A 23,662-nucleotide genomic window follows, 5' to 3' on the forward strand; every position below is an offset into this window, starting at 1 on the left:
GATGAATACGATGAACCCAACGATTACCAAAGAAGCCGATCATCAAGAGGTTGAGGCGGTTGCTCCGGTGCGGGAGCAGCCCGAAGAAACGATCATTGAGGAAGGCAAAACGGTGGGAGAGCCTTTTGCCGACAATGCCAAATTCAAGCTTCGCGATGTCAATGTTTCCTACGGTGATACCCGGGCGATCAAGAACATCAGCCTGGATGTGGCGAAGAACGAGGTCATTGCCTTTATTGGACCTTCAGGGTGCGGCAAGTCCACGTTCCTGAGGTGTCTCAACCGGATGAATGACAGCATCGAAATCTGCAAGGTGACGGGGTCACTTCAGTTGGACGATCAGGACATCTATGACCGTCGCCGCGACGTTGTCGAATTGCGTGCGCGGGTGGGCATGGTTTTCCAGAAGCCAAACCCGTTCCCCAAGTCCATTTATGACAATGTGGCCTATGGCCCCCGGATTCATGGCCTGGCCAATCGAAAATCCGATCTTGATGACATCGTCGAGAACAGCCTGCGCAAGGCGGGGCTGTGGGGCGAGGTCAAGGACCGTCTGGATGCGACAGCCACCGGAATGTCGGGTGGCCAGCAGCAGCGCCTGTGCATTGCGCGCGCTATTGCGGTGAGCCCGGAGGTTATTCTGATGGACGAGCCTTGCTCCGCACTGGACCCCATTGCAACCGCGAGGGTGGAAGAGCTGATGGCGGAAATGTCGGAGAGCTACACCATCGTAATCGTGACCCACTCGATGCAACAGGCAGCCCGTGTATCGAATCGAACGGCGTATTTCCACCTGGGGCATCTGGTGGAAGTAAACGAAACCAACAAGGTGTTTACGTCGCCCGAGCACGAACTCACCGAATCCTATATCACCGGCCGTTTCGGTTAACGCCGGTATTGTTGAACACTGGAGAACACAGTCATGCCAGATAAAAAGGACGATGTTTACGGCGATCACATTTCGCACAAGTTCAATGACGAACTGATGGCCCTGAAGAGCGAGTTTCTTGAGATGGGCGGCCTGGTGGAGTCCCAGGTCGACCGTGCGATTACCGCACTGGTGGACAACGATGGCCACCTGGCGGACGAGGTCCGTGCCACGGACAAGAAAGTCGATCAGATGGAAATCGACCTCGACGAGGAAGCAACCCTGATTATCGCCCGTCGCCAGCCCACCGCGCGTGATCTGCGGTTGGTGATTTCGGTGATCAAGATGGTGGCGGACCTGGAGCGGGTTGGTGACGAGGCGAAGAAAATCGCCAAGTTCGCCATCAAGCTGTCAGAGGAAGGTCAGGCGCCTCGTGGGTACGTGGAAGTGCGCCACATTGGCAATCATGTTCTTAGCATGTTGCACGATGCCCTGGACGCCTTTGCCCGTCTCGATTCCGAGCAGGCGCTGCGGATCATGAAGGAAGACAAGCGGGTAGACGAGGAATACCAGGCGGCCACGCGGACGTTGCTGACGTTCATGATGGAAGACACCCGCAACATTTCCCGCTGTATGTCGGTGATGTGGATTCTCCGTGCCCTGGAGCGGGTGGGGGATCACGCCTGCAACATTGCCGAGAATGTGATCTTCATGGTCAAGGGTGAGGATGTTCGGCATACGCCGGTGGAGGAAGCTGAGAAGGTCGTCGGGCGCTGAGTTCGTAGCCTTCTGGTGCGGGTGTTCCCGCAGGGCAGGAGGCACTGTTCAGGACACGCCCGTGAATACGTCCATGTAGGGCTCGGTCGCGCCATCCCTGGCGCTCCACGGTCCTGAACAGTGCCTCCCGCCCGGCTTTGTATATATCTCAGATATCGCCGGGGCTCAAGGCGATCAGCCTTGTTTCAATTTATCGGTATACGGCGGCCAACCGAGGGGCTTGCCGGCCAGCAGGTGCAGGTGGATGTGGAATACCGTCTGGCCTGAATTTTCGCCGCAGTTCATGACGACCCGATAGCCATCGTCGGCGAAGCCCATCTCCTTCGCCAGTTTGGCGGCAACCCAGTACAAGTGGCCCACCAACTCCCGGTCTCCTTCCTCAATATCGTTGATCGTTGCGATTTCCTTTTTCGGGATAATCAGCAGGTGCACCGGTGCCTGTGGGTTAATGTCCTTGAACGCCAGGCTGATGTCGTCTTCGTAAACGATGTCCGCCGGGATTTCCCGGTTCATGATCTTGGTGAAAATGGTTTCCGCCATGATGATTCCCTGTTGATGAGTTGAGGCTTGTGAAACGCTTTACAGTTGCTTCATCCCCGGCAGCCGATCCGCCAGTTGTCGGATCAGCGGGGGTAGTTCGTCGTCGATGCCCATAGCGTATTTGGCCACCCGGTTTCTGGCAAATGGCATTGCTTTCGCGGCGCCCAGGCCCAGATTGCGCAACAAGTGCAGAGGCGGCGTGCGGTTGCTGAACAGGTGATAGAACACGTCCATCGCCATCATCATACGGCGGTTGGCCGGGCGGCGTTGTTGCTCATACTTGGCCAGCCACGCCGGATCGGCCAGGTCGCAGCCAGCGCGTTTGGCCTCGCGGATGACGGTCTGCAGGCAGCGGGCGTCCTGGAAGCCCAGGTTGACGCCCTGGCCAGCCAGCGGGTTGATTGTGTGGGCAGCATCGCCCGCCAGCACGACACGATGGTTCACATAGGTTTTGGCGTGCTGGCGGGCAATCGGGAAGCTGGCTTTGGCTTCAATGTGCGTCAGCAGAGGTAATTCCGGCGGGAAGGCGTTCTGTATTTCTGCCATCAACGCACGGTCGTCCAGCGATTTCAGGCGCGCTAGTTGCTCCGGCGAGTCATACCAAACCAGAGAGGCCCAGCTTTCGCCATTGCCCGCGGAATGCAGCGGCAGGAAAGCTCGTGGGCCGGACGGGTAGAAGCCCTGCCAGGTGATGTCCTCAACCGCGCCCTGGTAGCGAACCGAAATGACCATTGCCTGTTGCTGGTACTGGTCCCGGGTTACGCCGATGCCCGCCAGTTCCCGGACGCCGGAGGCCGCGCCATCGGCGCCCACCACCAATTGGCACTCGAGTTCGGTGCCGTCCTCCAGGGTCACAGCAGCGTGGTTGTTGCCGTTTTCGAGGTGACTGACGGCGTTGTCGGGAAACAGGGAAACCGAGTGCAGAGCCGCGGCGCTGTTCCACAACGCCTGCTGGGTAATGCGATTCTCCACGATATGCCCCAGGTGTCGGGCGGACAGGTTGCTGGCGTCAAACACCACATCGGCGACCTTGCGGGGCAGCAGGTTGCTGAGTGGGTGGCGGGTCTCGTCCCATACTGCCAGGCGGGCGTAGGGTGTGGCACGCATGGCGAGCATGCTGGGCCAGACGTCAAGATCGTTGAGGTAGCGCTCACTGCCGGCGCTCAGGGCTGACACGCGGATGTCTGGAGGCAGCGAGGGATCGAATTCGGGGGCGGAGCCAAGGTCAACCAGGGCCACGCGGAAGCCACTGCGGCCAAGTCCGGTCGCGAGGGCAGCACCGACCATGCCGGCACCGACAATCACAATATCAAAGGCTTGAGTCATAACGGGTTCCTGTCTGGTACGCCCAGTTTACGCGATGGGCGCATCCAGACAAGCCGTCCGGATCAAGCCTGGGCCGGTTTTTGGTGTCAGTAACCGGCCAGGTTGGCGGTGGGGCTGCCGGTCAGGGACTCAGCCCTGCGGGCGCGGCCCTTGAGCCAGGCTGGCTTTTGCGCGCCTGGTTTTACAAATCCCTGCTCCAGCACCATCGGATGCACCAGTTCCAGGAAATCTGACGTTTTCATGTGGATGGATTCGGTGTGGCTGCCAGCGGCAAAGGCGAGTTCCGGCTGCCGGGTCAGAGCTTCTGCGCAATACACGGACATATCAAACAGGTTGCCGAATGGCGGCATGGCGCCCACTTCGCACTCGGGGAAGCGGTCCTGAAATTCCTGTTCGTCCGCAAGATCGACAAAATCGGTATCCAGGATGTGGGTCAGTCGGTCCCAACGGATACGCCAGGTAGCGGGCATGACCAGCATGGCCATTTTGCCATCCAGTTCAATAATGACGGTTTTCACCACCCGGTCGCCGGCGATTTTGACGTGATGGGCGAGTTGCTGGGCGGTAAACGCAGGGGGGTGAGACAGGCACATGTATTCCACGCCTGCCTGATCAAGGTATTCCTTCAACTGCTGTACCGGCATAGTGACAACCTCCTACCAGCAATGACAGCGGTACTGGAACCGGTGATATTCCTGAACCGGTTCCGGTGACTGGCGGTGACGCCGCTAATGCGACTGCACCGCCATTACTGGTCAGCTTAGTTGAGGCTGTACAGAATGCGAGTAACAGTGTGTGTTAATGAGATACCAATCACTCGGATTTGTAGACATGCACATCCCGCTGTGGGAACGGAATGGTAATGCCCTCGGCGTCGAACGCCTTCTTCACTTTCTCGTGCATGTCCCAGTAGTACGGCCAGAGGTCATCGGTGGCGACCCAGGCCCGGAACATCAGGTTAACGGAGTTGTCGCCAAGACTGCCCACGCAGATACGGGGTTCCGGATCCTTCAGTGAACGTTCGTCCTCGTCGAACAGGCGCTTCAGAATGGCCTTGGCCTTGTCGATGTCGTCGTCGTAGTGAATACCGAAAGTCATGTCACAGCGGCGCTTGTCGTAGATGCTGACGTTCACCAGGGTGGCGTTGGACAGGCTGCCGTTGGGAATGACGATGCGGCGGTTATCGAAGGTATTTACCACCGTGTAAAGAATCTGAATCTCCGCGACGGCACCCAGGTAGCCCTGAGCTTCGATGGTGTCACCGACTTTGAATGGCTTGAAGATCAGAATCAGTACGCCGCCGGCAAAGTTGGCCAGGCTACCCTGCAGCGCAAGGCCGATGGCAAGGCCAGCAGCACCAATAACAGCGATAAAGGACGTCGTAGCGATGCCGATCATCGACGCGACGGAGATCAGCAACATCACCTTGAGGATGGCGCTTATCAGCCCACACAGAAATTTGTTGAGTGTCGGGTCTTTTGCGCCCAGCTTTTTATCGAGAACCCCGATGCAACGATTGATCAGCCAGAGGCCGAGTACCAGCGTGATGATGGCCAGGACGACCTTTGGGGCGTAGGTCATGATCAACGAGAGTGCCTGGTCCCATAGCTCCGAGGCATTAATGTCGGTTCCCAGAAGATCTTCCATTCAGTGACTCCTTGTTCGGTAGTAGTGGCTTATTACTTTAAATATGACAGGGACAACGGCTGTTCAATTGATATTTGCCTGCGTTTTGTTATAGCAGAGGTTTGTGGCAAACGTACAACATGCGCGTCCAGTTTGGGTGGGAGCGTTGTACGTTGTAAATCAACGACTGGCCCACCCGATGATGGTTTCCGGCCCGCCCTTCACGACAATGCGGCCTTCCTTCTGGCTGAGCTGGTAGTCATACATGGGGTCGTAGTAGTCCTGCAACAGTGCCTCGATCCATTCATGGTGCGCACCGGTCTCACCGGTTCGGTGCTGGCGGTCGAGGGCATCCTCCATCATCTGCCGTAGTCGGCTATGGCGTTCACCGCCGAGGCGTTTCCGGATTCTGTCGAGGGCGCTGAGAAGGTAGTCGCGAAAGTTGAGCCAGCCTGCTTCTGTGCCGTCGCGTTCCACGTAGTCGGCCGTCATCTGGTCAACATAGTCTTCGCGGATGATTCGTACTCGCTCCTCGATCGGTTGATCCAGCACCATCAGGGGTGCTGCTGCCATTCGGTTTCTGAGGCTTTCCGGCAGGGCGCATCGGCCCACCAGTCTGCTTTCATCTTCCAAATACACCGTCCCGCCGACGTGATGATGGGCCTTGAGCATGGCCACGGCCAGGCGGTTTTCGAAATCAATCTGTGACGGTTGGGACGTTACCTGACGACCGAAGCTGGAGCCACGATGGTTTGCCAACCTTTCAAGGTCAACAGGATTGGGCAACTGATTCAGCACGCGGGTTTTGCCAGTCCCGGTGCGGCCGCTGAGAATAACGAACTCGGACGATGCAGTGAGGGCTTCCAGGCTGTCGATCAGGAACCGACGCATGGCCTTGTAGCCACCCTGGATGAGCGGAAACTCGATGCCAGAGTCTTTGATCCACTGCTGAGTCAACCGCGAACGCAGGCCGCCGCGGAAGCAGAACAGGTAGCCCTGCGGATTCGTGGCCGTAAATCGCTTCCAGGCTTCGATGCGTTGCGCCTTGAGGTCCCCGGAAACCAGTTGGTGGCCCAGTTCAATGGCCTTGTCCTGACCTTTTTCCTTGTAGCAGATGCCAACTCTGTGGCGTTCCTCGTCGTTCATCAGGGGCGCATTGATAGCACTTGGGAAGCTGCCCTTGCTGAACTCGATCGGTGCCCTTACGTCCATAAGCGGAACGTCGTTCAGGAACAGGGAGAGATAGTCGCTGGTATCGGGTCTGGACGGCATGGCAGGTTTGGGTTCGTACGGGAAATGAGGCAGCAGTATAACGAACATGCTGGTTTTTTGCTCGCCTGCGGGTGTGCCGCCGCGCCGCTGCCGCTACAATGCGTGCCTTGCCAGACCTGTGTTCCGGAGTAACCATGACCCCCGACATTCTAGATCAGCATCTTGGGAAAACCCTCAGCCGGGGGCAGGTTGCCGTAACGGCCCCGGCGGGTTGCCCCGACATCGTCCTCTACCTGTTCGACCCAGGGGTGCTGGAGGGCCCGCTGAGCCACGAAGAGGCGCAGGCGGTGGTTGCTGAGCCGGCGTACTGGTCGTTTTGCTGGGCCAGTGGACAGGTATTGGCGGCTTATATCCTGGCACATCCACACCTGGTAAAAGGCAAAAAGGTGTTGGATTTTGGGTCCGGTTCCGGGGTGGTGGCCATCGCTGCCGCAATGGCCGGGGCGAGGGAGGCCATCGCCTGTGATATTGACCAGGCTGCACTGGATGCGGCAGCGGCGAACGCCAGGTTAAATGGCGTGTCGGTGACCCTGAGCGCCGATTGGGCAACGCGGCCGAGTGATGTGGACGTTGTGACCGCGGCGGACGTGTTGTATGACCCGGAAAATCGCCCGCTGCTGTCCGAGTTCAGGCGAGCCGCGCCTTTGGTGATACTGGCGGATTCTCGCTTGCGGAACCTGGATGACGACCACTACCGGCAGCAGGACGTAATCGAAGGCCGCACCTGGCCAGACCTGAATGAGTTTGAGGAGTTTAATCGGGTGCGGGTGTACCTGGCAGGCCAGAGCTCGATGACCTGAGAGCGGGCGAAAAAAAAGGGCAACCTTTCGGTTACCCTTTTTCGGAACAGGTGTCGCGTCCCTGCGCTGTTGGCAACTACCTTGTTGCCGGTTTCCCTTGCCAGTCCCTGGTGCCGGCGTCCGAGCCGGCGATCCGAAGAGGTCTCCCTTAAGCGAGCCATCCCTGTGTCCCTGCTTCTCCCTGCATCCAATTGCCGGGGTGCATCCAGTGCGTCGTCCATTTCCCTGTCATCCTTGATGTAAACACTATACCAACCGCAGTTTTACAAACATGTGAACTGTGCACGCCAGAGCAGCTGTGCTGGTAGTGGTTTTGTTATAAGTTCTTTAATATCAGTTAATTGAGATATCGGCGGGTATTCCTGTCGGGGAAACCTACGCTATGTCGCAGCAAGATCTTACGAGTTTGTAGGATATATCTCACACAAGTCCGGGTTGATGTCTCAAGTCCGGTGGGTGGTGCTTTATTGACGGTTGTTGGCGTGAGCAATGGCTCGGTCGTTTTGCGTGTGAGGTCTTATAAATCCGGGACACGGCAGTAACCCGATAGCAATGCCTGCAGCGTCGGCGAGAATATCGGCAATGGCAAAGGTCCGGTAGGGTAGCTGGGCCTGGACAAGCTCAATGCCCAGCCCGAACGCCAGTAGGCCGATGGCAATCCACGGTTTCCCCAGGTTCGGCCAAGCCAGCCGGGCAACCACCGTCAATTCGAAGAATGCCAGCAGGTGATTGACCTTGTCGCTTGCTGCCGAGGGAATCGGGTAGGGCTGGCTGGTGGTTGCAAGGTAGATGATGGCGGCGGTCGAGAGAACCAGCACTGCCCGCCAAAAAGGCTGATACTCGAGCAGAATCAGAATGCGTTGCCTCAGGAATGCCATGGTCACCGTCGGGCTGTGGTGGAGTTTGCAACATGATATGCTTTGCGCCCCGTCACTGTCATTGAAGCTGAGGTGCTGCGAGGTATGTTGAAAGGTAATTTTTTCCGCGGCCTGGGTTACCTTGGAGAAGGATTCCGGCTGATACGAGAGCCTGGACTGAGATTGTTCGTCGTTATTCCCCTGGTTATTAATATTCTGTTATTCGGCCTCCTGTTCTACTTTCTGGCTGAACTCTTTGCAGCGATGATTGCCACAGCCATGAGCTGGTTACCGGATTGGGCGTGGCTACAAAGCCTCGACTGGTTGTTCTGGATTCTCTACGGCGCCGTCATCCTGTTGATGTTGGCTTACGGGTTCGTGATCCTGGCGAACCTCATCGGCTCGCCCTTCTACGGTTACCTGTCGGAGCTGACGGAAAAGCACCTGACCGGTCAGGAGGTCAGCACCGATGATGGCTGGAGCCAGATCATACGGGATATTCCCCGCTCTCTCTGGCGGGAGGTGCAGAAAATCCTCTACTACCTGCCCAGGGCCATTGGCCTTTTCATTATCGGTGTTATCCCGGTGGTCAATCTGGTGGCGGCCGTGCTGTGGTTCGTCTTCAATTGCTGGATGATGTCGCTGCAGTACGTGGACTACCCGGCGGACAACCATCGGGTCAGTTTCCCGGCCTTGCGGCGGCTGCTGGGTGACACTCGCCTGTCGGCCCTCGGGTTTGGCCTGCCGGTGGCATTGGCGGCCATGGTGCCGGTGCTGAACCTGGTGGTGGTGCCTGCCGCGGTTTGTGGTGCCACCGCCTATTGGGTGCGTGAGAACGGTCCCTCGAACACAGACGTATAAAGCAGTTACGGTGATTTAAATCTGTCGGAGGTTTCTTGGATACATCGGAATTTGTAATTGGTCAGCGCTGGGTCAGCCACAGCGATACCGCGCTCGGCCTTGGTATTGTCACGGACATCTCAGGCCGCCGTGTAACGTTGGGTTTCCCGGCGGCGGATGAGGAGCGCACCTACGCCATCGACAATGCTCCGCTGTCGAGGATCATCTACCAGATTGGCGAGGCTATCGAAACCTTCGATGGCGAACGTTACATCGTGAGGGCCGTGGAGGATATCGGCGGTGTGCTGATGTACCACGCCGATGACGGCGGAGAGAACCTGATCCAGGTTTCAGAGGTAAAACTCAGCAGTTCTGTGGACTTTTCCGCCCCCCACCAACGGCTGTTTGCCGGCCAGTTTGATCGCAATGGTGCGTTTCGCCTGCGGATGGCCACCGCGCAACACCTTGACCGGTTGCGTGCATCCTCGGCTCAGGGCCTGATCGGTGCGCGCACGCAGCACCTGCCACACCAGATTTACATTGCCCACGAAGTGGCAACACGTTACGCCCCCCGGGTTTTGCTGGCGGACGAAGTGGGGTTGGGCAAAACCATTGAGGCCGGCCTGATCCTTCACTATCAGCTGCACACCAGTCGCGCCCGTCGGGTACTTATCGTGGTGCCGGATTCGTTGATGCATCAGTGGTTGGTGGAAATGCTGCGGCGGTTCAACCTGCGATTCTCGATCATTGATCGCAGCCGGTATGAGGCCATGGAGGATCTGGAGGAGTTGTCGGAAGAGGATGACGACCTGACCGATGCCGATGAAAACCCGTTTGAGAGTGAACAGCTTGCACTGTGCAGCCTGGATTTCCTGATGACCAGCGAACAGGCCCAGGCGGATGCCATTGCCGCCGGTTGGGACCTGATGGTGGTGGATGAGGCCCATCACCTGGCCTGGAGCCCGGAGGTGGCGAGCCCTGAATATCGGCTGATTGAGCAGCTTTCAGAAGCCAGCAATGGCTTGTTGCTGTTGACCGCAACCCCGGAGCAGGTGGGGGTGGCCAGCCACTTCGCTCGCTTGCGGTTACTGGACCCGGCACGCTTTCACGATCTGGAGACTTTCCGGGAAGAGGAAAAGCAGTACGAAGTGATCAATGGCGTGGTTTCCCATATCCGAGAGCAAGGCATAACCGCAGTCTCCGACACGGATCGGAAAGCCCTCGAGGGCTGGCTGGGTGATGAGTTGGAAGGTTTGATGGCGTCCCAGGAGCCGGCACAGGCTGTGGTTGATGCATTGCTGGACCGGCATGGTACCGGTCGTGTGCTGTTCCGGAACACCCGCGCCGCCATCAAGGGTTTCCCTGAGCGCCACCCGCTACCGGTTTCGTTACCCTGCCCGGAACTCTATCAGCAGGAAGATACTTGCCAGGGTATTGCCGGGTTAACGCCCGAAACGGCCGTGGACGAAGAACAATGGCTGGCGGAAGATCCCCGTGTCGCCTGGCTGGAGAAGACCCTGACCGGCCTGAAGCCGGCCAAGGTGGTGGTGATCTGTGCCCACGCCTCGACTGCCATGGCTCTGGAGCACTACCTGCAACTGCGTGCCGGTATCCGCAGCGCCGCCTTCCATGAACACCTGAGCCTGATCGAGCGGGACCGCGCCGCAGCCTACTTCGCCGACACCGAACAGGGCGCCCAGGCGCTGATCTGCTCGGAAATCGGCAGTGAGGGGCGCAATTTCCAGTTTGCCCATCACCTGATCCTGTTCGATCTGCCCGCCAACCCGGACTTGCTGGAACAGCGCATCGGCCGGCTCGACCGAATTGGCCAGACCGACACCATCGACATCCATATCCCCTACTTGCAGGGAACGGCCCAGGAGGTCCAGTACCGCTGGTTTGAGGAAGGCTTGAACGCGTTCAATGAAAGTTGCTCCGTGGGTGTCGCTGTCCATGATCATGTGGCCGCGCAGTGGCGAGCCGTCATTGATGGTGCGACGGACGACCTGCCGGCGTTGGTTGATGCTTCGCGGGCCGAGGCCGAGCGCCTGCGTACCTTGCTGCGCAACGGTCGCGACGCGCTCATCGAGCTTAACTCCTGCCGTCCGGACGTGGCGGAGGCGTTGATCAGCCAGATCGAATCCGAGGAAGAATCCGCCCAGGTTCGTGACTATATGATCGAGGCCTGCGATATCCTCGGCGTTGAGGTCGAGGATCATTCCGAGCATGCCGACGTGCTGAGGCCGGGCGAGCAATACCAGGCCGGACACGTGACCGAGCTGCCGGAAGACGGCCTGACCGTTACCTGGAGTCGTCAGCAGGCTCTTGAGCGCGAAGACATGGCCTTCATGAGTTGGGAGCATCCGCTGGTGACCGGCATCATGGAATCGGTCACCAGTTCCGGGCTGGGTAAGGCGGCTTTGGCCAGTATGACGGTCAAGGCGCTGCCACCCGGCACTTTGTTGCTGGAGGCCCTGTATACCGTGCATTGCCCGGCGCCTGAATCGCTGCAGTTGTCCCGGTACCTGCCGGTCTCGCCGTTGAGGCTGCTGGTGGATGTGAACGGGCGTGACTTGTCGGCAACTCTGCCTCATGACCGGCTCAACGACATGTGCTCGAACATCCGCAGGCGCACCGCTCAGGCCATCGTGCCGCAGATTCGCCCGCAGGTGGAAACCATGGTCGATCATGCCGAACGCCTTTCCGAGCCGCACCTGGAGCCTTTGAGGGCGTCGGCCCTGGCCCAGGTCAGAAGCGTGTTCGGGGCAGAAATCCAGCGTCTTGAGGCGATGAAGAAGGTCAATCCGACCATTCGTGACGACGAAATCGACTTCTTCCGTAAACAGTTGCACGCCGCGGAGACGTTACTTGGGCAGGCCAGCCTGTCCCTGGAAGGCATTCGCGTGATTGTAACTGCCTGATGGTGAACCAGTTGCTGGTCAGGATTCATCTGATCAGGTAGGTTGAACGTAACAGAATGTAGTTTTTGACATTCAAAACCACGGACGACAGAGAGTATCCATGATGACTTTCATACTGTTTCTTGCTGCTGTTACCGGCCTTCTTGTTGTGATGCGCAAGGAATCCGGTGCCAAACCCGCTATCGGGGTGATGGTGGTAACAGGCGTGCTTTCGCTTTTCCTGGCGTCAGGATTGCTCGCGCTCATACTGTTTATCGGCGCCGCCGTCACCGCCGCTGCAGGTCTGCCGGGATTTCGCCGGAGCTGGCTGACCCCGCGGGTATTCGCCATGTTCAAGAAAGTGGCTCCCAAGGTGTCCGATACCGAAAAGGTGGCCCTGGAAGCGGGGACCGTCAGTTGGGATGGCGAGCTGTTTACCGGGCGCCCGGACTGGCACAGCCTGCTGATCAACCGCAACACGGGCCTGTCTGAGAAAGAGCAGGCTTTTGTGGACAACCAGTGCACCCAGGCCATTTCCATGTGTAACGCCTGGGACTTGGCCGTTGAACGTGCTGATCTGCCGGCGGATTTGTGGGAGTTCCTCAAGAAAGAGAAATTCTTCGGCATGATCATTCCCGAGGAATACGGCGGCCTGCACTTCTCCGCCAAGGCCCAGACAGCGGTGTTGCAGAAGCTGGCGGCCAACGAAATGCTGATGGTCACCGTGGGCGTGCCCAACTCCCTCGGCCCGGGTGAGCTGCTGGTCAAGTACGGCACCGACGAACAAAAGAATCACTATCTTCCCCGGCTGGCGGATGGGCGTGATATTCCCTGCTTCGGCCTGACCGGTCCCCGCGCTGGCTCGGATGCCACCTCACTGCCGGACACCGGTGTGGTCTGCAAGGGCGAGTTCGAGGGCAAAAAAGTGCTGGGTCTGCGCCTCAACTTCGAGAAGCGCTGGATTACCCTGGCGCCGGTTGCCACCGTGGTTGGTCTTGCCTTCCGCATGTTCGACCCCGACGGACTGCTTGGTGACACCAAGGACTACGGTATCACCTGTGCGCTGATTCCCCGTGATACCAAGGGCATGGAAATCGGCCGCCGGCATTGTCCCATCGGCACCCCGTTCATGAACGGCCCCATCAAGGGCACCGACGTGTTCATTCCGCTGGATTACATCATCGGTGGCCAGGAAATGGCCGGGCAGGGCTGGCGCATGCTGGTTGAGTGTCTGTCCGTCGGACGCTGCATCACCTTGCCATCCGGCGCGGCCGGAGCGGCTGCCTACTCAGTGGGCACCGCTGGCGGCTTCACCCGCATCCGTCGCCAGTTCAATACCCCGGTGGCAGACATGGAAGGCGTGCAGGAGCCTCTGGCCCGCATTGCTGCCAAGACCTACATCGCCCAGTCGGCAGTGAACCACACCGCGAACATGATCGACAAAGGCGAAAAACCGGCGGTACCGTCGGCGATTCTCAAGTACCACCTGACCGAATTCCAGCGCGGTGTCCTGACCGACGCTATGGATGTGCATGGTGGTAAGACGGTCACCCTTGGCCCCCGCAACTACCTGGGTATCGGCTTCAGTGGTGCGGCGGTTTCCATCACTGTGGAAGGCGCCAACATCATGACCCGCAGCCTGATGATCTTCGGTCAGGGTGCAATACGCTGTCATCCCTATGTACTGAAGGAACTGGCGGCCAAAGACAACGATGACATCGACGCGTTCGACGATGCCTTTTTCGGCCACGCTGGCCTGATCTTCGGCAACGCTGCTCGTGCGTTCACCCAGGCTCTGGGTATCGGCAAACCCGACGTGCCGTTTGACCACAATGCACGCAAATACGCTCAGGGTGTGGCCCGCTTTAGCGCCGCCTTCGGCCTGTGTGCCGACGCCGCGATGACCACGCTGGGGTCGGAACTGAAAATGCGTGAGCTGATTTCCGCCCGCCTTGGTGATGTGCTGGCCAATCTTTACCTGGCCTCCATGGTGCTCAAGAACTGGCATGAAACCCAGCCGGTTGACGGTGAGCGCGACCTGATGGAGTACAGCATGGCGCTGTTGCTGAACCGAGCGGAAACCGCCATGGAAGAATTCCTCCAGAACCTTCCTAACCGCCCGGTCGCTATGGCCTTGCGTGCCATCACCATGCCCCTCGGCCGTCGTTGGGACCAGCCCCGTGATGATCTGGCCCGCAAACTGGCAAAAGCCATCTCCACCGACAGCCCCGTGCGGGAGAAGCTGTTGGCCGGCGCCTGGACGACGGCTGGCGAAGGCAAGGGTGCGGTTGAGAATCCCATTGCTCAATACAACATATTGCTGAAGGATTACGACAAGGCCGAACAGCTTTATCGCAAAGTCACCAAGGCGTATGCCAAGGGCCAGTTGCCGATGGATGCACTGCATCCGGAAGAACGCTTCGAAGCCGCACTGGAAGCGGACATCTTCACCAAGGAAGAGGCCGAGTTCATGCGCGAGTACGAAGCCGTGGTCCTGGAAATGCTGACCGTCGACGACTTCCCGTTCGACGAGTTCGCCCGCAACAAGGACACGCTGATCGACCACAACCCGGCCTGACAGACGGTATAGGGGTTTGGATTGAGGGACGCCGGATGGCAACATCCGGCAGTCACCAAATCATGAGGTAATTTGGGAATGTGGCTATCAATCCTGGCGGTAAGCACCGGAGCCGTCATCGGCGCCAACCTGAGATGGGCCCTGGGCCTTTGGCTCAACAGCAGCTACCACGCCATTCCCTACGGCACCCTCGCCGCCAACCTCTCCGGCGGCTGGCTTGTTGGCCTGCTTATTGGCTATTTCGTTCATGGCACTTCGTTGGCACCGGAGTGGCGCCTGTTTGCCATTACCGGCCTTTGCGGCGCCCTGACCACCTTCTCCACCTTCTCCCTGGAAATGCTTTCCGCTATCCAGGAAGGCAAATGGAGCATGGCCCTGGCTGGAATTCTCGCCCATGTTGTTGGCTCTATCCTCATGACAGCGCTGGGAATTTACACCTTCGGTCTGGTCCGGGGATAATGGGTAACACTACGTACGCAATAAATTAAAAATACGCTTGGCAATCCGAAAAACAAAGAGTAAAGTTATTTTCGTAGGAAAGATTCAGTAAAGCTTTCATGAATAAGACGTACCTCCGCAGTTAGTAGTGACCGTCCTGTTTTTGATTCCGCGAATTCTGTATTTCCGTAAACGCTGATCAGGCATCACGACGATGGCCTGGCGGCAAGATAAAATGATTGATTTCAGGAAGTTTAAGTATGTCTACTACTACCGGCACTGTTAAGTTCTTCAACGAAGCAAAAGGCTTTGGCTTTATCACTCGTGAAGGCGGCCCGGACGTATTCGTTCACTACAGCGCAATTCAGGGCAGCGGCTTCAAGACCCTGGCAGAAGGCCAGCAGGTTGAGTTCACCGTTACCCAGGGCCAGAAAGGTCCTCAGGCGGAAAACGTTACTGCTATCTAACGGATAGTAGGGCACCGCCAAAAAGGCAGCCTCGGCTGCCTTTTTTTGTTGTGCGCCAGGCATGGCGCGTAGCGCCTTGACGGGCGCTGTTCCGGTACAGGTGGTGCTGGCCGGATGACTTGGGGGTGCAAGTCCCCTGTGGACCCGGCAAGGGGAACCACTAGCCGGACGGCAAGGGTGTCCATCGTGAGATGGAATCTGAAGGAAGCCGCAGGCAAAGCACTGGCCTGACGAACAGAAATCGCATATGAGGCGGTCACACCGGGTAAGGCGTCAACTATCGTCAAAGCCCTGTACTTGCACGGAAGGTGTGGACGTAAATGCGGCTGGCATAAGTGTGAAGGTCACGCGTCTTACCCTGGGAAGTCTGGTTCTCTGCCGCTGTGCTACTCACTTCGCGAGAGGTGGGGATGGGGAGCCAGAACTCAGCCGAGGTCATAGTAGGTGCGTTACCGCGTACTGAAGGACCGAACATGGTTGGCCGTTAGTAGACGGTGAGTTCTCGTGATGTGCTTATGAAGACAGAAGCGACCCGGATGGGTCAGGGCATTCAGGAAGGGGTTGGGCGGAACCCGGCAGGTACTGAGGCCCGTGTCGAGGCAGGCGCGGGGGCTCACCCGTGGACGAACGCGGAGCCGAACGCGCTGATGGAGCAGGTGCTTGAGCGCCCGAACCTGATGCGTGCGTATCAGCGGGTGGTGTCCAACAAAGGGGCGGCTGGCGTCGATCAGATGCCGGTAACAGCCCTGAAGGGCCACCTGCAACAGCATTGGCCAACACTGCGCGAGCGGCTGTTGGCCGGAGACTACCATCCTCAACCGGTACGCCGGGTCAGCATCCCCAAGCCGCAAGGCGGGGAACGGATACTGGGTATTCCGACGGTGCAGGATCGCCTGATCCAGCAAGCACTTCACCAAACACTGAGCCCGATGCTGGAGCCGACCTTCTCGGATCACAGCTATGGGTTCCGCCCCGGTCGAAGTGCCCACCAGGCGGTCAAGGCGATGCAGCAACACATCAACGACGGCCACCGCTGGGTGGTCGATCTGGATCTGGCCCAGTTCTTTGACCGGGTCAACCACGATGTGCTGATGAGCCTGCTGGCTTGTCGCATAGCCGACCGGCGGATACTCACCCTGATCCGGCGTTACCTGCAAGCCGGCATGCTCGAAGGAGGACTGGTCAGCCCGAGACGGGAAGGCACGCCGCAAGGCGGCCCCCTGTCGCCCTTGCTCTCTAACGTGCTCCTGACCGAACTGGATCGGGAGCTGGAGCGGCGGGGACACCGGTTCTGCCGCTATGCGGACGACTGCAACATTTACGTCAGCAGCAAAAGATCCGGCGAACGGGTGATGGCCAGTATTACCCACTTCCTGGAAACGCGCTTGCGCCTGAAGGTGAATACGGTGAAAAGCGCCGTGGACCGCCCCTGGCGTCGGAGCTTTCTGGGTTACAGCGTGAGCTGGCATAAACGTCAGGTCCGGTTGAGAGTCGCGCCCAAAAGCCTGAAGGCCTTCATGGCCAAGCTTCGCCCCCTGCTGAAACGGTCACGGGGACAGTCGTTGACGACCACCATCCGGAACCTGAACCCGGTGCTGAGAGGCTGGGCAAATTACTATCGCCTGACCGCCTCGAAGCGTTCGGTCGAAGCCCTGGATGGCTGGATAAGACGGCGGCTTCGCCTGATCCTGTGGCAGCAGTGGAAGCGGACCCGCACGCGGGCCCGCAACCTGGTACGGCTAGGCTTGACTGAGATAAGGGCTTGGAGGAGCGCGACCAATGGTCGTGGACCCTGGTGGAACAGTGGCGCGACTCATATGAACGCGGCCCTGCCTAAGAGGGTATTCGACCGTCTGTCTCTGGTAAGCTTGCTGGATACGATGACTCGGCTTCAGAGCCGACCATGAACCGCCGTGGTACGGAACCGTATGCCCGGTGGTGTGAGAGGACGGGGGAGGTAACTCCCCCTCCTACTCGATTGCCCGGCGAAGCCGGCAAACCCGGCCATCTGAAAGAAGGTGGCGTCACCCCGACTGAGGGGAAGACAATCCGACTGGCAAGGGCGTCACTGGCCAACGGTGGGGTCTGAAGGAAGCCATAGGAAGTTAACGGTACACAACGCAAGTGAACCTGTTTCGGCAGTCCAGGTGGGTCAGCGTGCAAAATAACGCGAAGCCCGATACTCAGTCAGACCTGGGCTGTGCTTGAGGGTGGCATCGTTAACAGGGAGCCGGTGCAGTAACCGGGGAAGCCTGACACCGAATCCGGCGACGCCGGAGGCTGTGGCGCAAGGCGAAAGCCGAGGCCGCAGTCGGTGCGAGGTGGCAGATGATGCCGTAGTAGTGAGGAAGTTCCGGCCTGAGAAGCCTGGTAACAGCGTGGAGGACAAAACCGGAACGACCGCTGACGGAGGTTCAGCGGACCGGCCAGGGTCAAAAGCTCTGGTCGGATGCGAAGGGCGGAAGTCATTAACGAGAGTGACGGACGACGAGCGAACAGGTGGACGCTGCGCTCACAAGCTGCCCGACGGGGCAGGGACGTGCATTGAGGTGCTGCGGGAACGTAGTGGCTTCGGTGTTCTCCGGGCAAGGGAGTAAAGCGATACCGTGGCGGCAGATTGCCAGAGTGCTAGTACCCGGACGGATTGCTTGAAACAGACCGGCAGCCAGACCGATCCTCGAAGCCGTCACCACAGAGATGAGCAGGCATGAGGAAATACTACAGTCTGTACGGGCAATTGCTGTCAAAACAGCGCCTGTATGAAGCCTTCAGACACATCAAACGCAACAAGGGCGCGGCCGGAATCGATGGGCAGAGCCTGAGTGCGTTTGAGGCGGATCTGGAGGTGGAGCTGTCGTGCCTGTTGCTCGAGCTGAAGGAAAAGCGCTATCGGGCGCAGCCAGTCAGACGCGTAGCCATCGCCAAGGATGACGGCGGTGAGCGTCTGCTGGGCATTCCGACGGTTCGGGACCGGGTGGTGCAACAGGCGTTGCGCAGCATCATCGAACCGATCTTCGAGCCGGACTTCCACCCGTCGAGCTACGGGTACCGTCCGGGACGCAGTGGTCACCATGCCATTGGCAAGGCGGAGCGGTTCATCCGCCGCTACCGTCGTGACTGGGTTGTGGATATGGACCTGTCGAAATGCTTCGACACGTTAAACCACGATCTGATCATCCGCCAGTTCCGCCAACGGATCACGGACGGCAGTGTTCTGTCACTGTTGCGCCAGTGTCTGGAAAGCGGGGTGATGGTGGGGTACCACCTTGAAGACACGGAGCTGGGAAGCCCGCAGGGCGGCGTGATCAGTCCGCTGATTGCGAACGTTCTATCTGGACGCCTTCGACCAGTTCATGAAGGCGCGGGGTCACCGGATCGTCCGCTATGCGGACGACATCCTGATCCTGTGCGGTTCACGAGCGGGCGCGGAGAATGCGTTACGGGTGGCCCAAAGCTACCTGGAAGGGAAGCTGAAGCTGACGGTTAACGCCACCAAAACCCACATCGCCCACAGCGATGAGGGGGTGAAGTTCCTGGGCGTGGTGATCCACATGAACTACACCCGCATCCAGGACAAGAAGGTGGTGAAGCTCAAGCAGACGCTGAAAGCGCTGACGAAGCGAAACCGGGGCATCGGGCTTGCGGCGATCATCCGCGAGCTGAACCCGGTGCTACGGGGCTTTGCCAGCTACTTCCGGGTGGCAAACTGCGCGCGGGTGCTGAAGCAGGTGATGAGCTGGTTAAGGCGGCGACTGCGCTGCATCCAGCTCAAGCAGTGGAAGAAGCCGAGCCGGCTGCATCGGAGGCTGAAACAGTTGGGCTACAAGCCCCCGTTCCGGCACATCAAGATGCAAAGCTGGCGCAATGCGGCGTCCCCACTGGCCAGTCTGGCCCTGCCCAACACCTACTTGCACAATGACCTGAAGTTGATGGATCTTACGAAGGTCAAAACCGGCATCACTGTTCCCGAGTTCGGGGTAAGTTAATGGCATGAGCCGTATACGTGGCCCGTATGTACGGTTCTGTGAGAGGGATGAGGCGGTGTCGCCTCACCCTACTCGATGTGAGTGGATTTTGTGATTCCCACCCCAATGCGACATCTTTTATCCCCTGCCGCCGGGCGATCGCCTAACTGTCAGTTTGCTCAGGGCCTGCTATGTTGAACACCCTCAAAGCTGTCTGGATCCTGTTTTGGGCTGCGCTGCTCACGCTGATCCTGTTCCTGCCCATTGTTGTCGCCGCTCTTGCCGGCCGTAGCGGCAACGCCGCCTTTCACGGCACCCAGGTATACGCCTGGTGCATGCTCAAACTCACCGGTATCCGGCTGAAAGTCAGCGGACGCGAGCACATCGACCCGGCCCAGCGCTACGTTATCCTCAGCAACCATGCGTCCTATTTTGATCCCCCGGCCCTGGTGCTGGCATTGGGACTGCAATACCGCTGGGTGATCAAGAAAGAGCTGCGTAAGGTGCCATTATTTGGCCTGGCGCTGGAAACCTCGCGTAACCTGTTCATCGATCGCTCCCGGGGCAGTGATGCCCTGGAAAGTATCAAACGCGGCGTCGCCCAGTTGCCCGAAGGTACCAGCATCCTGATGTTTCCCGAGGGCACCCGATCCCGGGATGGCAACTTGCTGTCCTTCAAGAAAGGCGGGTTTGTGATTGCCCGCGACGGTGAACTCCCCGTTCTCCCGGTGACGATCCGGGGCTCCCATGACAGACTCCCCAAGGGAACCGCGGTATTCTCGCCAGGTCTGATCGAGATTATTGTTCATCCGCCGGTAGCCACCGCCGGACGTGAGGTGAGGGAAGTTCAGGAAGAAGTGAAGGGCACCATAGAAGGTGCCCTCTGAAGGACAGATAACGATCAGTCGTTGAAAACGTCTTCGTAGAGCCGCAGGGTGCCCTCCCAAGAACGTTTGGCAGCCTGCTCGTCATAGGCGATGGGCATATTGAATTCCTCGGCGACCTTATCCGCTCCAGGATTGGTAAACGAGTGCATGACACCGGGAAAGCTGACCAGGGTTAGATCGGCTTCGGCATCCTGCATTTCTTTCACCAGGCCGGACACCTGATCCGAGGGCACCATCTTGTCTGCGCCACCGGTGTAGACGTGAATCCGCGGCTGGACCTTGCCGGCTTCGGCCTTGATGGGGCTGCCCAGCGCGCCGTGATAGCTGACCACGGCATCAAGATCCACACCCAGGCGTGCCATGTTCAGTACCACGGCACCGCCGAAGCAATAACCCTGGGCGGCAATCTTGCTGCCGTCGACACTGTCGTGCTTCGCGAGCAACTCCCTGGCGGCCATGAAGCGAGCCTTGACCTGATCAATATCCTTGGTCGCCTCCTTCATAAAGGCCTGCGCGTCTTCGGGGTGCTCGGCGAGTTTGCCCGAGCCATACATATCCAGCGCAAACGCCGTGTAGCCGGCGGCTGCCAGCTTTTCCGCCTGTTCACGGGCAAACTCATTGTGCCCCCACCATTCGTGAACCACCAGAACACCGGGGCGCTTGCCTTCTGCTTCGTCGTCGTAAGCCATGTAGCCGGTAAACGTTTCGCCGTTTACGGTGTATTCCACAGTTTCTGTCTGCATATCGGCTGTCACCTGTCCGCTTGCCAGAGTAAGGACTACTGCGAGTGAGAGCGGGGTTGCTGCCAGGGCGTGCCTGTATCTATTCATTGGTTCCTGCTCCATTTGGGTCGATTGCGTGGATTGCTTCGGGTTTTACGCCGAGGCCCATCAAACCGATGCATTCAATTGCTACTGCCGGTGTCAGACCTTTTTACTACACTTTACCCGATGAGACATCGTTTACCCGACGGATTCAAGGGGTCAGGCATGAAGATCGGCGTACCGAAGGAGATCAAGAATCACGAGTACCGGGTGGGAATGACACCGGCGGCGGTTCACGAGCTGTGTGACCACGGCCATAAGGTGTATGTTGAGAGAGATGCTGGCGCTGCCATCGGCTTCACGGACGATGATTATGTGAAGGCCGGGGCCGAGATTCTGGATAGCGGAACGGCTGTGTTCGAGGCAGCCGACATGATCGTCAAGGTCAAGGAGCCCCAGGCGGACGAACGGGTCTTGTTGCAGCCCGGCCAGACTCTCTTCACCTATTTGCACCTTGCGCCGGATCAGGCCCAGACCGATGACCTGGTAGCATCAGGGGCGACCTGTATTGCCTATGAAACGGTCACCGACAGCCACGGGCGACTGCCGTTACTGGCCCCTATGTCAGAAGTGGCGGGGCGAATGTCGATTCAGGCTGGTGCCCACTGCCTGGAAAAATCCCTTGGCGGTCGGGGTGTACTTCTTGGCGGTGTGCCGGGTGTGAGCCCAGCGAAGGTAACCGTGATTGGCGGTGGTGTGGTGGGGCAGAATGCGGTCGCCATGGCCATCGGCCTGGGGGCGCACGTAACGGTCCTGGACCGAAATATGGACGTATTGAGAAATCTCGACCATCTCTATGGCAATCGTATTAGCACGTTGTTCTCAACCGCAGCGACCCTGGAAGAGACGGTGACCGAGTCAGACCTGGTCATCGGTGGTGTGCTGATTCCAGGCGCGTCCGCACCCAAGCTGGTAACCCGTGACATGGTCAGCCGTATGCCAGAAGGCAGCGTGATCGTGGATGTGGCCATTGATCAGGGTGGCTGTACCGAAACCTCGAAACCCACCACGCACGACGCGCCCACCTACATCGTGGATGGGGTGGTGCATTATTGTGTCGCCAATATGCCGGGTGCGGTGGCAAGAACCTCCACTCTGGCACTGAATAATGTAACACTGCCGTTTATCGTCGCCCTGGCCAACAAGGGACCGGAAAGGGCGATGAAGGACGATCCGCATCTGCGCAATGGCCTCAATGTGTTCCAGGGCAAGGTCACCTTCCGCGAGGTGGCGGAGTCCACAGGCTATAAATTTGCAGATCCTGAAAACCTGCTCTGACATTAACATCATTCAAACAAGGAGATTTCATGAAACTGATCGGTTCCACCACCTCCCCTTATGTTCGTCGTATCAGGCTGCTACTGGATGATAGTGACTATGAATTCGTGAACCTCGACATCTATGGTCAGGGCAGGGATGAGCTCCGGCGCAACAACCCGGCGCTGAAGATTCCCATGCTGATCGACGACAATCAGGAGGTGTACGATTCCCGGGTAATTGCCCGCTACCTCAGCGAAAAGCAGGGCATGGTGCCGTTGACCTGGGACCAGGAAAACCAGCTGACGTTGATTGACGCCGCTAACGACTCTGCGGTGATCCTGCTGTTGTCGGCACGTTCAGGCATCGATACCAACGAAGACCTGATGTTGTTCAACCTCCAGCGTGAACGCATCATGATGACGTTCAGAACCCTGGCGGCCATGGTGGACGACGGTCAGTTCGCCCAATGGGACTACCCGGCGATTTGCCTCTACTGTCTGGTCGACTGGATCGATTTTCGGGATCTGGTGGATTTCACGGGCATTGAGAGCCTGCTGGGGTTCCGGGACCAGAATCGCGATCAGCCGCTTGTCGCCGATACCGACCCGAGAAAAGCGTAAGGTTTTGTCGGGAAGTGATTGGCAATAAAAGACAAGGTGGCTTTAACACTTGCGTTTCTAAGCTATAGTTGATGGTAGCGTGGCCTGATCTTTCCAGGCCCGTGAGGCGTATCCATTCAACCAATAACAAAATTACCTCAAGGGGGGTAAAGCCATGCTCCTGAATCACGCATTTGGTCTGTTCACCCATCCCGATGCCGAGTGGGCCGAAATCCGCAAGGAACACGCGCCTCCCCGGCGGCTCTATGTTGCCTATGTGCTGTTGCTTGGCGCGATAGCGCCGATCTGTGCCTACATCTCCACGGCCCATTTCGGTTGGACGGTGAGCGGTGAGCGTGTCATAAAGCTCACGGAAGTCAGTGCAATACAGCTAAGCATCCTGACCTATCTGGCCATGCTGGTGGGCGTGTTCGCCCTGGGGTTCGCCATCAACTGGATGGCCCGGACGTATGGCGCCCATGAAGAGACCGTTCCTTCTAACGGCATTGCGTTGGCGTCGTATTCCTGCACGCCGCTGTTCCTGGCCGGTTTTGCGTTGCTCTATCCGGTGCCCTGGTTCAATGCTCTGGTCTTCCTGGCGGCAGCCTGTTATGGCGCCTGGCTGATGTACGATGGCTTGCCGATTGTCATGGGTATCCCGAAGGGCCAAGCGGTGATGTACGCTGGTGCCCTGTTGACCGTCGCCCTGGTCATTCTGGTGTCAACCCGTGTGGGCTCCGTCATCCTCTGGAACTATGGCATGGGGCCGATTTTCGTCGAAGGGTAGCGGGTTTGCCCGGCCTGTCGTGATTTGCTATTCAGGATGTCGCCATATCCA

At 58.5% G+C, this 23,662-nt stretch carries 22 protein-coding genes; 15 read left to right on the forward strand and 7 right to left on the reverse strand.

All coding sequences use genetic code 11. From position 1 onward, the window contains the following. Position 1: 1 nt before the first annotated feature. Positions 2-889 (forward strand): phosphate ABC transporter ATP-binding protein PstB, encoded by an 888-nt coding sequence (gene pstB, locus R1T46_RS05795; protein ID WP_036210707.1) that lies wholly within the window; start codon positions 2-4, stop codon positions 887-889. 33 nt (positions 890-922) lie between these two features. Beyond that, positions 923-1,645 (forward strand): phosphate signaling complex protein PhoU, encoded by a 723-nt coding sequence (phoU, locus tag R1T46_RS05800; RefSeq protein WP_292049618.1) that lies wholly within the window; start codon positions 923-925, stop codon positions 1,643-1,645. A 174-nt stretch (positions 1,646-1,819) separates the two neighbouring features. Here phoU and R1T46_RS05805 read toward each other — a convergent pair whose 3' ends face one another. From R1T46_RS05805 to mnmH, 5 genes are all read right to left on the reverse strand, one after another. After that, positions 1,820-2,185 (reverse strand): histidine triad nucleotide-binding protein, encoded by a 366-nt coding sequence (locus R1T46_RS05805; protein WP_036210713.1) that lies wholly within the window; start codon positions 2,183-2,185, stop codon positions 1,820-1,822. A gap of 39 nt (positions 2,186-2,224) precedes the next feature. Further along, positions 2,225-3,511: an FAD-dependent monooxygenase gene (locus R1T46_RS05810; RefSeq protein ID WP_317307642.1), complete on the reverse strand. Its 1,287-nt coding sequence runs from the start codon at positions 3,509-3,511 to the stop codon at positions 2,225-2,227. Between the two features lie 86 nt (positions 3,512-3,597). Then, positions 3,598-4,155 (reverse strand): aminoacyl-tRNA deacylase, encoded by a 558-nt coding sequence (locus R1T46_RS05815; RefSeq protein ID WP_036210719.1) that lies wholly within the window; start codon positions 4,153-4,155, stop codon positions 3,598-3,600. A 169-nt stretch (positions 4,156-4,324) separates the two neighbouring features. Beyond that, complete coding sequence (locus R1T46_RS05820; RefSeq protein WP_036210722.1) at positions 4,325-5,158, reverse strand: mechanosensitive ion channel family protein; 834 nt, start codon at positions 5,156-5,158, stop codon at positions 4,325-4,327. 159 nt (positions 5,159-5,317) lie between these two features. Continuing rightward, the gene (mnmH, locus tag R1T46_RS05825; RefSeq protein WP_126813109.1) at positions 5,318-6,409 is read right to left on the reverse strand and encodes a tRNA 2-selenouridine(34) synthase MnmH; all 1,092 of its coding nucleotides are present in this window, start codon (positions 6,407-6,409) and stop codon (positions 5,318-5,320) included. Between the two features lie 134 nt (positions 6,410-6,543). Between mnmH and R1T46_RS05830 the strand changes: the two genes are divergently transcribed. Continuing rightward, the gene (locus tag R1T46_RS05830; RefSeq protein WP_126811323.1) at positions 6,544-7,209 is read left to right on the forward strand and encodes a class I SAM-dependent methyltransferase; all 666 of its coding nucleotides are present in this window, start codon (positions 6,544-6,546) and stop codon (positions 7,207-7,209) included. A 464-nt stretch (positions 7,210-7,673) separates the two neighbouring features. On the opposite strand, the gene R1T46_RS05835 is transcribed toward R1T46_RS05830, so the two are convergent. Beyond that, on the reverse strand, positions 7,674-8,087 hold the full coding sequence (locus tag R1T46_RS05835) for a VanZ family protein (RefSeq protein WP_317307644.1): 414 nt from the start codon (positions 8,085-8,087) through the stop codon (positions 7,674-7,676). A gap of 84 nt (positions 8,088-8,171) precedes the next feature. Between R1T46_RS05835 and cysZ the strand changes: the two genes are divergently transcribed. From cysZ to R1T46_RS05880, 9 genes are all read left to right on the forward strand, one after another. Next, on the forward strand, positions 8,172-8,927 hold the full coding sequence (gene cysZ / locus R1T46_RS05840; protein WP_317307645.1) for a sulfate transporter CysZ: 756 nt from the start codon (positions 8,172-8,174) through the stop codon (positions 8,925-8,927). Between the two features lie 35 nt (positions 8,928-8,962). Then, a complete protein-coding gene (rapA, locus tag R1T46_RS05845; RefSeq protein ID WP_317307646.1) occupies positions 8,963-11,827 on the forward strand; it encodes an RNA polymerase-associated protein RapA in 2,865 nt (954 codons plus the stop codon). Positions 11,828-11,930: 103 nt separating this feature from the next. Then, complete coding sequence (locus R1T46_RS05850; RefSeq protein ID WP_317308265.1) at positions 11,931-14,384, forward strand: acyl-CoA dehydrogenase; 2,454 nt, start codon at positions 11,931-11,933, stop codon at positions 14,382-14,384. Between the two features lie 78 nt (positions 14,385-14,462). Then, the gene (gene crcB, locus R1T46_RS05855) at positions 14,463-14,843 is read left to right on the forward strand and encodes a fluoride efflux transporter CrcB (protein ID WP_317307647.1); all 381 of its coding nucleotides are present in this window, start codon (positions 14,463-14,465) and stop codon (positions 14,841-14,843) included. Between the two features lie 239 nt (positions 14,844-15,082). Continuing rightward, complete coding sequence (locus R1T46_RS05860) at positions 15,083-15,289, forward strand: cold-shock protein (RefSeq protein ID WP_007154967.1); 207 nt, start codon at positions 15,083-15,085, stop codon at positions 15,287-15,289. Positions 15,290-15,804: 515 nt separating this feature from the next. Next, on the forward strand, positions 15,805-17,196 hold the full coding sequence (ltrA, locus tag R1T46_RS05865) for a group II intron reverse transcriptase/maturase (protein ID WP_410797373.1): 1,392 nt from the start codon (positions 15,805-15,807) through the stop codon (positions 17,194-17,196). Positions 17,197-17,996: 800 nt separating this feature from the next. After that, positions 17,997-18,776 carry a reverse transcriptase domain-containing protein gene (locus tag R1T46_RS05870; RefSeq protein ID WP_317306951.1) on the forward strand — a complete coding sequence of 260 codons (780 nt, stop codon included), beginning with the start codon at positions 17,997-17,999 and terminating at the stop codon, positions 18,774-18,776. Further along, positions 18,664-19,275: a group II intron maturase-specific domain-containing protein gene (locus R1T46_RS05875; protein ID WP_317308266.1), complete on the forward strand. Its 612-nt coding sequence runs from the start codon at positions 18,664-18,666 to the stop codon at positions 19,273-19,275. The genes R1T46_RS05870 and R1T46_RS05875 overlap by 113 nt, the downstream gene beginning before the upstream one ends. A gap of 170 nt (positions 19,276-19,445) precedes the next feature. Then, complete coding sequence (locus R1T46_RS05880) at positions 19,446-20,141, forward strand: lysophospholipid acyltransferase family protein (RefSeq protein ID WP_317307648.1); 696 nt, start codon at positions 19,446-19,448, stop codon at positions 20,139-20,141. A 14-nt stretch (positions 20,142-20,155) separates the two neighbouring features. Here the strand turns inward: R1T46_RS05880 and R1T46_RS05885 are convergent, their stop codons facing one another. Continuing rightward, the gene (locus R1T46_RS05885) at positions 20,156-20,971 is read right to left on the reverse strand and encodes a dienelactone hydrolase family protein (protein ID WP_317307649.1); all 816 of its coding nucleotides are present in this window, start codon (positions 20,969-20,971) and stop codon (positions 20,156-20,158) included. Positions 20,972-21,130: 159 nt separating this feature from the next. Here R1T46_RS05885 and ald point away from each other — a divergent pair, with 159 nt between their 5' ends. The 3 genes from ald (at position 21,131) to R1T46_RS05900 (ending at position 23,611) form a co-directional block, all read left to right on the forward strand. Continuing rightward, the gene (ald, locus tag R1T46_RS05890; protein WP_317307650.1) at positions 21,131-22,243 is read left to right on the forward strand and encodes an alanine dehydrogenase; all 1,113 of its coding nucleotides are present in this window, start codon (positions 21,131-21,133) and stop codon (positions 22,241-22,243) included. A 29-nt stretch (positions 22,244-22,272) separates the two neighbouring features. Further along, positions 22,273-22,845 carry a glutathione S-transferase family protein gene (locus R1T46_RS05895; RefSeq protein ID WP_317307651.1) on the forward strand — a complete coding sequence of 191 codons (573 nt, stop codon included), beginning with the start codon at positions 22,273-22,275 and terminating at the stop codon, positions 22,843-22,845. A gap of 154 nt (positions 22,846-22,999) precedes the next feature. After that, a complete protein-coding gene (locus R1T46_RS05900) occupies positions 23,000-23,611 on the forward strand; it encodes a Yip1 family protein (RefSeq protein WP_317307652.1) in 612 nt (203 codons plus the stop codon). The last annotated feature ends 51 nt before the right edge of the window (positions 23,612-23,662 follow it).

The organism is Marinobacter salarius, assembly GCF_032922745.1.
Classification (GTDB): domain Bacteria; phylum Pseudomonadota; class Gammaproteobacteria; order Pseudomonadales; family Oleiphilaceae; genus Marinobacter.